We start from the raw sequence: 11,885 nt of genomic DNA on the forward strand, positions 1-11,885 counted from the left end.
TCACCCTGCGATGGTAAACAACTGCCCATCTTTAGCAATTTTTTCGACTTCCGTAATGTAGTCCAGCGCTTCATCGATGGAGAGGAAAAATGAGGAGACATATAATGGATATTTGTAATCAAATCCGCCATTCAGTTCTGCCGGAAAGACTACAATTTGCCAATGGTAGAAATCTTCACCGAGATTCATCTCTTTTCCTTCCAACGCAATCAACCAATGACTGAAATGATCACATGACTCGATATCCGTCACTTTCTCTAAAAAAATAAGCAGGTCGTCATTCTTGATCGGTACAAGAGATTTTGGATAAAATTCACCGAAATTCGGCATATCTCTCATGAACATCGCTCCTTCCTTGTAGATAAAAGATAAGTATTAGTTGTATTAATATATGTAAGTGCTAACAAAATATTTTGTATTTTCGGAAAATAATTATAGTTTTACAAAAGAAAAAGCCGCACCCGTGGATGCGACTTTCTCCATCTATCCTTATTTTGAATGAAAATAATCTGTAAAAGCCTTAACAACCTCGATACCCTGAAATGCAAATAGGCTGAGGGAAGTAAGGGAGAAAAAACAAATTGCAATAATGCGAACCCACATCATGATAACTCCTCCTTTTATCTGTCGTTTAAAAAGTGAGATCTTTCATGAATTGGTCCATATAGTTCCCCTGATGAAATACTGTTACAAGATGCTGGAGAAAGGAAGGAAGTTTCTCTTTTGCACCTATAATATTTGTTGCAATCGTCTGATATCGAGAAAGAGGAAATGGATGGTCATTCATCCTTGTATAATTTTTATCCGAACCTTCATCAGCATTAATATTGTCCTGGTCCAAAAAGAAGGAATCCTTCACCAAAGAGAGAATTGTATTGGGGGAAGGATGAATGGATAGATGAAACGTGGTGGAAACTATGAAAATAGCAATGATAATAATATATTTTGTCAGTTTCATTCTCCCACCCCTTCGTAAAAAATTTATTATTCCTATCATAGAGCAAGAGCGACACAGTTGAAAGAACTATTTTTATCCATACACATAATTTAAAGGAGGGGCAAGCAATGAGTCAAACACAAGTAGTGAGCGAAATACAGAAGCTAGAATTGGAGATTATCGAAAAGAAAAAGCAGCTGGCAGAGCTGAGAAAAGGCATCAAAGGGGAACAGGTCGAAAATTATATCTTTGTCACTTCCCATAATAAACAAGCCACTCTACTGGAACTGTTTGGGAACAAGAATGAGCTGCTGGTCGTACATAATATGGGGAAAAGCTGCTCCTATTGCACAATGTGGGCCGATGGGTTTAATAGTATATATCATCACATTATCAAAAAGGCTTCCTTTGTTGTCTCGAGCCCGGACAGTCCTTCAGATCAGGAGAATTTCGCAGCCGAAAGAAAATGGATTTTCCCAATGGCTTCTACAAAAGAAAACTCTTTTAAAGAGGATATGGGATTCGTACTTGAAGGAATGAACTACCCCGGGGTATCGGTATTTACAAGAGACGAAGAAGGGAAAATCTTTCATCATGCGAAGACCTTTTTCGGACCTGGTGATGATTTCTGTTCTGTTTGGTCTTTCTTTGATCTTCTTCCATCCGGCTATGAAGAATACCGTCCGGGTAAAAAGATAAACGAGCACACCCCTTTTCAGTTGACAAACAATATCGCCATACAAGTACAGGATTATGAAGATGCTTTACAATTTTATGAGCAAACCCTTGGAATGGAACTGATAGAGACGAATGAAATCGAAACTCAATTCACCTTGAATGGTATCAATTTCTATATGGAGAAAAGTGAAGCTGCAAAACAGAAAGTCTTTTTTGAGTTCGCTGTAGAGGATGTAGATTCCATCAAAGATTCGCTTCTACATCAAGGCTGTAGCATAACAAAAAAGTATAACGAAAAGAGCCTCATGATCGAGGATCCTTATGGGATGAACTTTCACCTCTTTGAAAGTAAATAGACTGCTTGGGCCTTTTCATGGGAAAGGTCCATTCTTTTTGCTATACTTTAGAGAATATATGTTTAACAGTTTATAAAGGAGTACACCTACAACATGAAATTGATATCTTGGAACGTCAACGGAATAAGAGCATGCGTAAAGAAAGGATTTTTGGAATACTTCCATGAGATGGATGCAGACATCTTCTGTATCCAGGAAACAAAGCTGCAGGAGGGGCAGATTGAGCTAGACCTGCCGGGGTACCATCAATTTTGGAATTATGCTTTAAAAAAGGGGTATTCAGGTACTGCAGTATTTTCAAAAGTAAAGCCCCTTCACGTTACATATGGCCTGGATATGGAAAATAGCGAAGAACGAGAACCGGAAGGAAGGATTATCACCCTCGAATATGATGAGTTCTACCTCGTGAATGTCTACACCCCCAATTCACAGCGGGATCTTGCTCGCCTTAATTTTCGTTTGGACTGGGAGGACAGGTTCCATGATTATATTCAAACGTTGGATAAGTTGAAACCTGTCATTGTATGTGGCGACATGAATGTTGCACATACGGAGATAGATTTAAAAAATCCAAAGTCAAACCAGAACAATTCAGGTTTCACTTTGGAAGAACGGGGAAAGATGACCAGAATGCTTGGTACCGGCTTCATCGACACCTTCCGCCATTTTTACCCCGACCAAAAAGACCGCTACACATGGTGGTCCTACATGAACAAGGTCAGAGAGCGTAATATCGGCTGGCGCATTGACTATTTCCTTGCATCAGAACAGCTTCAAACGAGACTAAAAGATGCAGAGATTCATTGTCAGATTCATGGAAGCGATCATTGTCCTGTCGCTTTACACTTAATATAAATCGGAGGGGTTCGCATGAAGGTTCTTGTGGATGGAGTAATGGTTGCAAAATCGGATGTAAAAGTGGATATGGAAGACAGAGGCTATCAATTCGGGGACGGTGTTTATGAGGTCATCAATGTCTATGATGGGGTTCCCTTCACGTTAGATGAACATATCGAAAGGCTTTACCGGAGTGCACAGGAAATAGGAATTTCCATCAATTTCGAATCTGATCATCTAAAAAATGATATCCGTAAGCTTATCAAGGAAAATGATATGAAAAAGGGCGGACTATATCTTCAAGTGACGAGAGGGGTGGCACCAAGGACGCATCAATATCAAAAGGATATATTATCGAAATTGGTAGCATACCCTTTACCTTACAAGGAAATGGAAGAAACAAGATCATCTGGGGTTACAGCCATAACTGAACAGGATCTGCGCTGGCTCCGTTGTGATATAAAAAGCCTGAATCTGCTCTACAACATCATGATCAAGCAAAAAGCCTATGAGCAAGGTTGTTTTGAAGCGATACTAATTAGGGATGGGGTGGTGACGGAAGGAACTTCTTCCAATGTATTTATCATCAAGGATGGCATCATCTACACTCATCCTGCAACCAATCTCATTTTGAATGGTATTACAAGGCAGAAGCTTCTGGAAGTCTATCAGGAAAACGGATGGACCTTCAAAGAACAGTCATTCTCAAGTCTTGAACTGATGGAGGCGGATGAAGTTTTTGTCACCTCCACGACCAGTGAAGTGGTACCGGTCGTTTCCATCGATGGGAAAGCCATTAACAATGGCAGCCCGGGAAGTTTGACTAGAAAAATTCAGCAAGCTTTCTCCATGACAGTGAAGAATGAAACATCTTCAGTTGTCGGGTGAAAACATAGATAAAGGGAGTGTTCATCCAGATTAATGAACACTCTCTTTTTATACTCTTATATGCGTTGGAGCCATTCCCATCCATTTCTTGAACATCCTGTTAAAATAGGATTGATCACAATAACCTAGATATTCGGACACTTCACGCACAGACATACCTGTATTATGCAACAGATTCCATGCCGTATTGATTCTTGTCTGATGTAGATACTGAATGGGAGTGACCCCAAGCACCTCTTTGAATAAAACCGTCACATAGTTGCTCGTCACACCAGCAAGCTCTGCAAGTTCCTCGATTGTAATATTCCTGCGATAATTATATAGGATATATTCCTGTATTTTCCTCACCGCTTTTTCCTTAATTGGAGAGGTATGCCATTCTTCCTTTTCCTGAGCTATCAGAATAAGAATCTCCGACAGGATACTTTGTGACATTTCCTTATAAAAGCTTCTTTGGCTTAGCCATTGTATATAGAGGAATGTAAGTCGCTGTTCGTAGTACGCTGCTTTTCTTGGCCTGAAACGAATAAGTTCTTCATGATTGTCGGAAAATAATGGTGGATGAATATCATTTAAAAAGACTACCGTATATTTCTTATGCGTAGTGTCTGCCGCATTGCACCAGGAACGTTCAAGATCTGCGGGTATATATAAAAGTTCACCCTTTTGCAATGGTATTTTTTTGCCATCAACAAAGTAGTTCACAATACCATCTGTCACAAAAACCAGGGTGGAGCACCCGCTGTCACTATTTACGCTCCAACTTGGTTCTACGTCATGAAATACTCCACTAATATCGATCATACTGCCAATCCCCTCAAAAAAATTGATGAATCGTCCAAAAAAAATCGTTTTGTCCATTTCGATTTAATCCGCTTTCATATATGATAACTATAACATCATCCTAGTCCATGGACTAGATGGTGATTTACTAATACTTTACATAAAATTCCTACACACAATGAAATATTCAAAATTGTGGAATTACTGTTACCAGGAAAGGGGTACACAAAATGACTACGACAACAGACATGTATAAAAATCTGCCGGCAAAAGTGAAGGCATTCTTTGACCGACAATATAAGGATTCCTATCTGCTTTTTGAAGCATCCCGCAATCAGCGAACAGGTCTTTACGCAGATGCTTATTTCTCATTTGATGAAAATCCTGATTTCCGCTGTTCCATTGCGGCAACTGGTGTAGGGCTGATCAGTTTATGTGTGGCAGATAAGGAAGGCTGGGACGAAAAGGCTGCAGAAAAAGCGATCGTTACGCTTCGTGGTGTTTCGGGTGAAATTGAAGGATGCCAGGTTGCAAGAGATGAAAAGACTGGCTTCTATGCGCATTTTGTAGACATGGAAACAGGGGAGAATCTGAATTCAGAGTACTCGACAATTGATTCGACCCTTCTTATTACTGGTGCATTATTCGCAGGACATCACTTCCATGATCGACATCCGGAAATCTTGGAGATGGCCAATAAGCTCCTAAAGTCCATCGACTGGAGCATCGTCGTTGCGGACAAGGAAACTGGTGTCATCAACATGATCTCGAAAGACGGGGAAGGTATCGCACCACTCCCAGCCTATAACGAATATGTGATGGTTTCGTACCTGGCGATGCTTGGACAACCTGAAAACGAAGACATTCAAGCTCTTTGGAACAATAATTTTGCTGAAAACAGGATCTCTCAGCTTCCACAGGAGGATTTCCGTGGACTTTCCGTATTAAATGACCGTCCTGGAACATTCTTGTCTTCCTTTGTGCAGCAATTTCCATTCTTCCTTGTACCAGAGTACGCAGAAAGCCCAACCTATCTGGAATATTATAAAAATGCATGTCTAGCTGACAGATTCAAATGGAAAGAGCTGGAGGATGTACCTTCCTATATCTGGGGCTATGGCGCCGGTCCGAATGATGGCCTATTTGGCGGTTATCACGCTGATAAAATCAACAATGCGCCGCATGACATTGCATCATCCTATATCATAGGGGGATATCTGCCTGTGTATCCTGCGGGGATCTATGACCTGTATGCACAATATTCCTTGCATATTCCATACGATGTCTATACAAATGACGAGGATAAGGAAGATGAAGCCAAATTACGTGCAGCCTATAAATATGGATTACACCGAATTTCCTGGTGGCATCTTGAGCAGCCGAATCGCTGGTACCCCACTAAGGTAACTTTGATTGACTGGAGCTCGATGCTGTACGGTTTTGCAGGTTTCAAGAATGGGATGACGTTCTTTAGCGACCGATTGCCTAAAGTGAGCAGTGTGGCAAAAGTTAAATAATTACAAGAAACCGATGAGTGGATCATCGGTTTTTTTTATGAATTTTTATCCAATATATTGGACAAACACCTTCTAAAATGATACTTTTTGGACAGGGCAACTAATTAATTCATATACCCAAGCAGGATTTTTGAGTATCTGTTTTGAAATATTACCATCAGTAGATAGAGAAATGAAGGAGGAATACATAATGAGCAATTTAGAACAGACAATGGAAAAATATGCAGAATTGGCCGTAAAGGTAGGAGTAAATGTACAGCCGGGCCAGACCTTGATTGTAAACGCTGACATCGCTGCAGCACCATATGTGAGATTGGTGGCAAAGAAAGCGTACGAAGCCGGAGCAAAGCTTGTTCAGGTGGAGTGGAGCGACGAAGCAGTGACTAGAATCCGTTATGACGTTGCACCGGATGAATCTTTTGAATATTTCCCTACCTGGAGAGCGGAGATGATGGAAAAGGCCTATGAAGAAGGGGCTGCGCTGTTGGCAATCACGTCTCTTAATCCAGATCTTTTGAAAGGTGTCGATTCCCAGAAAATCGCCAACCTTCAAAAGGCAGCCGGAGAAGCAACAAAAAAGTCCCGTAAATACACGATGTCCGATAAAGTAAGCTGGTCCATCGTAGCCGTGCCGTCCAAGGGCTGGGCTGCTAAGGTATTTCCTGAGCTTGAGGAAAAAGAACAAGTGGAGAAGTTATGGGAAGCGATTTTCCATGCGACCAGAGCCAACCTGGAGGACCCTGTAAAAGCATGGAATGACCATAAAACCAAGCTGAGTCAAAAAGTGGATTTCCTTAATGGACATAAATTCAAGGCATTGCATTATCAGGCAGAGGGAACAGATCTTACAATTGAACTGCCTGAAAAACATGAATGGATCGGTCCTGAAAGCATTAATGAAAAAGGACACACATTCATTGCGAACATGCCAACCGAAGAAGTATTTACTACCCCCCTCAAAACAGGGGTGAATGGAACAGTAAGGAGCTCCAAACCTTTAAACTATGGCGGAAATCTTATTGAAAACTTTACACTTAAATTCGAAAATGGCCGTATTGTGGGAATTGAGGCCGAAGAAGGGTTTGAAACACTTCAGAAGCTGGTGGATACGGATGAAGGCTCTCACTATCTAGGTGAGGTTGCGCTTGTTCCACATGATTCACCTATCTCAAATACAAATCTGATATTCTACAATACCCTATTCGATGAAAATGCCTCCCACCACTTGGCTATCGGAAATGCCTACGCATTCGCTCTTGAAGGCGGAAAAGAAATGACAGAGGAAGAACTTGAGGCTGCTGGGGCAAATTCAAGTATTACACATGTTGACTTCATGATCGGTACAAAGGAAATGGATATTGACGGGATTACAAAAGATGGCGAACGTATTCCTCTTTTCAGAAACGGAAACTGGGCGGAATAGTAACACCACTTTATCCTAGGATTATAGGTACTACTCATATGTAGTGCCTTTTTTCTTTTGTTCGTTTATCTGCCTGCCCATACTACGTACAAGGCATATGCATATTCTGTATAGTAGTTTACGTGAAGGAGGGAATTTCATGTCAGGTGGAGGCGGATACGGCGGCGGATTTGCATTGATCGTTGTTCTTTTTATCATCCTTATTATCGCAGGAGCTGGAGCTTTAAGATAATAGGTGGGTGAGCTGAAATGGTTGGTCAATCGTCCAGCCATTTTTTCAAGTATCCGGTTGGACATGCTATAAAACAAGTAAAGGGGAATAATTATGACCTATTTCGAAGATGAGATAAAATTGCCGAATAACACAATTATCAAAAATAGATTTTTCAAAGCTGCCATGAGCGAAGGGTTGGCGGATCAGCGGAACAGGCCAACCGAAAAATTGGTGCGGCTTTATGATGCTTGGGCCAAAGGCGGAGCGGGTATTGTTGTTACGGGGAATGTCATGGTTGACCGCCGGGCACTGGGTGAGCCGAGAAACGTTGTTATTGAAGATGAAAAGGACCTGGAACTTCTAAAAAAATGGGCATCATCAGGTACACAAAACAACACACAACTTTGGATGCAAATCAACCATCCCGGAAAGCAAGTATTCAAAGGAATTGTAAAAGAGGCGGTTGCTCCCTCAAAAGTGGAATTCGAACCACCACTTCAAAGGTATTTTCCAATAGCAAGAGAACTGACAGAAAGAGAGATACACGATATAATCCTACGCTTTGGTACTACTGCAGGTGTAGCGAAAACAGCAGGCTTCACCGGTGTACAGATCCACGCTGCACACGGATATCTGATCAGTCAGTTCCTATCAAACCGTCATAATAGGAGAAAGGACCAATGGGGCGGATCCATTCAAAACCGCATGAGATTTCTTGAAGAAATATACAGGAGCATCAGACGGGAAGTGGGGGACGAGTTCCCAATCTCTGTAAAGTTGAACTCAGCTGATTTCATGAAAGCAGGTTTCACGGAAGAAGAATCAAAGATGGTCATCGAACGATTGAATAACCTTGGAATAGACTTGATCGAAGTGTCTGGAGGTTCCTATGAGAATCCGAGAATGACTGGTAGTAATATGAAGCAAAGCACCTTAAAACGTGAAGCTTATTTTTTGGATTTTGCGGCGGAGGCCATAAAAATTTCCAAAGCACCAATCGTGGTAACAGGTGGATTCAGAACAAGAGGGGGGATGTTGGATGCTCTACAATCCGGAGATGCGGATATGATAGGCCTTGCACGTCCGATGGCTGTCTATCCAAGCCTTCCCGATGAATTAATTGCAGGGTCGAGAGAGCAAATTCAATTGGCACCAAGAAAAACAGGAATCAAATGGATAGACAAAACCGCCATGCTGGAATTGACATGGTATAGTATGCAGCTCGAAAGAATTGCCGCTGGTAAAACACCAAATGAAAAACTTTCTCCAAAACTGGCGCTGATCCGGTCCCTCTTTAAAAATGGGATGGCCGTCTTCCAAATGAGGAGAGTTTAAGGTGGTCCGATTCATATATGTTACAAAATAAACAAACGGTACTTCAAACATTGAAGTGTCGTTATTTTTTTGCAAGCAGATTATTATCCGAAAAAATAAGTTCATGATAAGATGTTTTCTAAATCATTCTCTTACATATAAACGGCAAAGGGGACCACATATGAAACAGATTCTAATAGATACTTTAGATGCTTTACGGGAACAATTTTATGATATAAGCACCAGGATTGGAGAGAACCCGGAGCTTGGGCATGAAGAATTAAAATCTTCCAAGATGCTTGCAGATAAACTCTTGGAGCATGGATTTTCGGTGAAAATGGGAATATGTGAGCTGCCTACAGCATTTGAGGCAGTATTTGATTGCGGAGCACCAGGGCCGGCAATCGGAATTATGAGTGAGTATGACGCCCTGCCAGAAATAGGTCATGCATGTGGGCATAATCTGATTGGAACGATGGGCATTGCTGCTGGCATTGCGATCAGCAAGATATTAGCGGAAACCGGGGGGAAAGTTGTGGTGTACGGCACACCTGCCGAGGAAACAAAAGGCGGAAAAGTCACAATGGCGGAACAGGGGGTATTTGATCACCTTGACGTAGCGATGATGGTCCACCCTTTGCATTCCTATGTGAAAAGCGGCTCTTCATTGGCAATGGATGCCATACAGTTTGAATACTTCGGTAAGCCTGCCCATGCAGCTGCAAATCCTGAAAAAGGGATAAATGCCTTGGATGCCGTCATCCAAACCTTCAATGGTATCAATGCCTTAAGACAGCATGTCACTTCTGATACGAGAATTCACGGTATCATTCCAGAGGGCGGAAAAGCGGCAAATGTAGTTCCCGATTATGCGGTCGCCCAGTTCTATGTCCGTGCCCAAACCAGGAGCTATGTCAATGAATTGGTGGAAAAGGTGAAAGCTATAGCTGAAGGTGCCTCGCTTATGACTGGGGCCACGATGAAAATGTCAAACTATGAACTGTCGTACGACAATATGGTGACAAATGAACCCCTCTCAGATGCTTTTACCTCCTCACTTATTGATTTGGGAGTATCAGCTAACGACATTACCGAATCAAGAGATGGGTCAGGTTCATTGGATATGGGAAATGTCAGCCTTGTTGTCCCTTCCATCCATCCATATATTAAAATCTGTAATGAGCTTTACAGCTGCCACACCGTGGAATTTCGGGATGCGGCGTTAAGCGTGCAAGGTAAAGAGGCGATGATGCTCGGGGCAAAAGCGATGGCACTTACAGCTTTGCAAATCCTTACAGAGCCGGAACTATTAAATAGTATTAAAGTGGAGTTTTCTAAGATAAAAAAGTGAAGTAGGAAAGGAGTTTATTCTACTATGAATGACAATCTAAAACCATCCAATCCAATTCCGCTATCCGTATTGGATTTAGCTCCAATAGTGGAAGGAAGCGACGCCGGACAATCCTTCCAGAATAGCGTGGAGCTTGCACGACATGCAGAAAAGCTGGGATATAAAAGATTTTGGCTGGCCGAGCACCATAATATGACTGGAATTGCCAGCTCAGCTACATCCGTTGTCATTGGCCATATTGCTGGTGCAACAACGACGATACGAGTAGGTTCTGGAGGGATCATGCTGCCGAACCACGCACCTCTTATTATCGCAGAGCAATTCGGAACTTTGGAAACCCTCTATCCAGGCCGTATTGATTTAGGCTTAGGAAGAGCACCCGGTAGCGACCAGCTTACGGCGGCTGCCCTGCGAAGAGACAGAAACAGTGGTGGAGAGCATTTCCCTCAGCAGCTCGCGGAACTGCGTTCTTATTTCCATCCTGACGGTACAACCAAAGTTAGGGCAGTGCCTGGTGAAGGGTTGAGTATTCCTATATGGCTGTTAGGCTCCAGTGGATTTAGTGCGAAACTGTCGGCTGAACTTGGTTTGCCATTTGCATTTGCCAGTCATTTTTCACCTGATTATACATTACCGGCTTTAGAGCTGTATCGCAGCCGTTTCAAGCCATCCGATGCGCTTAACCAGCCATACGCCATGATTGGTGTTAACGTAATAGCGGCGGAAAGCGATGAGGAAGCCGAATTTCTTGCAACCTCACTCCAACAGCAATTTTTGAATCTGATCCGTGGAAATCCTGGTAAAATGAAAGCTCCGGTAGAAGATATCAACACTTTATGGAGTCCGTACGAACAGCAGATTGTCCAGCAGCAGCTGCGATATACTGTTACAGGCAGCGGTGAGACGGTAAGGAATAAATTACAGAAAATCCTGGAGGAAACAAAAGCGGACGAAATCATTGTCAACACAAGTGTATACGATCACCAGGCCCGGTTAAGATCTTTTGAAATTCTTGCCGAGGTTTGGAATGGGTAAAGAGTGATGAGAAGAGTGGCGGTTTAGAGAGCCACTCTTTTTTGTTAAGTTTGATGATTATCGGCCTTATTTTGGTAAAACTTCGCTTTGAGACCGCGATATGGTGTTATAGGAGGAATGGGGGTCTCAAAACTCCACTTTGAGACCGCGATTGAGTGGATTTGCGGGAATGGTGGTCTCAAAACTCCACTTTGAGACCGCGATTGAGTGGATTTGCGGGAATGGTGGTCTCAAAACTCCACTTTGAGACCGCGATTGAGTGGATTTGCGGGAATGGGGGTCTCAAAACTCCACTTTGAGACCGCGATTGGGAGGAATTGCAGGAATGGCGGTCTCAAAACTCCACTTTGAGACCGCCATTGGGAGGAATTGCAGGAATGGGGGTCTCAAAACTCCACTTTGAGACCGCGATTGAGTGGATTTGCAGTCAAGTCCTGGTTATTGTGTAAAATTGTAGGCAATGGTTTCAACCCTACTATTATTATTTTTTTGCGAAACTTCCATGGACTTTTTTCTTCATATCTGGGAAGGGATGTCAAAGGCTTTTCACTT

Annotated in this window: 12 protein-coding genes; 9 read left to right on the forward strand and 3 right to left on the reverse strand. The window is 42.4% G+C overall.

From position 1 onward, the window contains the following. Together ACQCT5_RS17870 and ACQCT5_RS17875 are read right to left on the reverse strand one after the other, a co-directional pair. Positions 1-339, reverse strand: a complete 339-nt coding sequence (locus ACQCT5_RS17870; RefSeq protein WP_386639426.1) for a hypothetical protein — start codon at positions 337-339, stop codon at positions 1-3. Positions 340-631: 292 nt separating this feature from the next. Next, positions 632-958 carry a hypothetical protein gene (locus tag ACQCT5_RS17875; RefSeq protein WP_499643760.1) on the reverse strand — a complete coding sequence of 109 codons (327 nt, stop codon included), beginning with the start codon at positions 956-958 and terminating at the stop codon, positions 632-634. 107 nt (positions 959-1,065) lie between these two features. On the opposite strand from ACQCT5_RS17875, the gene ACQCT5_RS17880 reads away from it, so the two are divergent. The 3 genes from ACQCT5_RS17880 to dat all read left to right on the forward strand — a co-directional run bounded on the left by ACQCT5_RS17880 (position 1,066) and on the right by dat (position 3,696). After that, positions 1,066-1,971, forward strand: coding sequence for a DUF899 family protein (locus tag ACQCT5_RS17880; protein WP_499643762.1), 906 nt, complete (start codon positions 1,066-1,068; stop codon positions 1,969-1,971). A 93-nt stretch (positions 1,972-2,064) separates the two neighbouring features. Then, positions 2,065-2,826: an exodeoxyribonuclease III gene (locus tag ACQCT5_RS17885; RefSeq protein WP_499643764.1), complete on the forward strand. Its 762-nt coding sequence runs from the start codon at positions 2,065-2,067 to the stop codon at positions 2,824-2,826. Positions 2,827-2,841: 15 nt separating this feature from the next. Then, positions 2,842-3,696 (forward strand): D-amino-acid transaminase, encoded by an 855-nt coding sequence (dat, locus tag ACQCT5_RS17890; RefSeq protein ID WP_499643766.1) that lies wholly within the window; start codon positions 2,842-2,844, stop codon positions 3,694-3,696. Between the two features lie 48 nt (positions 3,697-3,744). Here the strand turns inward: dat and ACQCT5_RS17895 are convergent, their stop codons facing one another. After that, positions 3,745-4,500 (reverse strand): AraC family transcriptional regulator, encoded by a 756-nt coding sequence (locus tag ACQCT5_RS17895; RefSeq protein WP_499643768.1) that lies wholly within the window; start codon positions 4,498-4,500, stop codon positions 3,745-3,747. A gap of 209 nt (positions 4,501-4,709) precedes the next feature. Between ACQCT5_RS17895 and ACQCT5_RS17900 the strand changes: the two genes are divergently transcribed. The 6 genes from ACQCT5_RS17900 to ACQCT5_RS17925 all read left to right on the forward strand — a co-directional run bounded on the left by ACQCT5_RS17900 (position 4,710) and on the right by ACQCT5_RS17925 (position 11,333). Then, entirely contained in the window at positions 4,710-5,996 is a 1,287-nt protein-coding gene (locus ACQCT5_RS17900) for a hypothetical protein (protein ID WP_499643770.1), read from the forward strand. A gap of 190 nt (positions 5,997-6,186) precedes the next feature. Further along, positions 6,187-7,419 (forward strand): aminopeptidase, encoded by a 1,233-nt coding sequence (locus ACQCT5_RS17905; RefSeq protein WP_499643772.1) that lies wholly within the window; start codon positions 6,187-6,189, stop codon positions 7,417-7,419. Between the two features lie 139 nt (positions 7,420-7,558). Continuing rightward, complete coding sequence (locus ACQCT5_RS17910; protein ID WP_386639443.1) at positions 7,559-7,651, forward strand: YjcZ family sporulation protein; 93 nt, start codon at positions 7,559-7,561, stop codon at positions 7,649-7,651. 93 nt (positions 7,652-7,744) lie between these two features. Next, on the forward strand, positions 7,745-8,968 hold the full coding sequence (locus tag ACQCT5_RS17915) for an NADH:flavin oxidoreductase/NADH oxidase family protein (RefSeq protein ID WP_499643775.1): 1,224 nt from the start codon (positions 7,745-7,747) through the stop codon (positions 8,966-8,968). Positions 8,969-9,128: 160 nt separating this feature from the next. Next, a complete protein-coding gene (locus ACQCT5_RS17920; RefSeq protein ID WP_499643777.1) occupies positions 9,129-10,298 on the forward strand; it encodes a M20 family metallopeptidase in 1,170 nt (389 codons plus the stop codon). 24 nt (positions 10,299-10,322) lie between these two features. After that, positions 10,323-11,333, forward strand: coding sequence for an LLM class flavin-dependent oxidoreductase (locus ACQCT5_RS17925; RefSeq protein WP_499643779.1), 1,011 nt, complete (start codon positions 10,323-10,325; stop codon positions 11,331-11,333). Positions 11,334-11,885: the final 552 nt, after the last annotated feature.

Source organism: Sutcliffiella halmapala, assembly GCF_050107295.1.
GTDB lineage: Bacteria > Bacillota > Bacilli > Bacillales > Bacillaceae_I > Sutcliffiella_A > Sutcliffiella_A halmapala_A.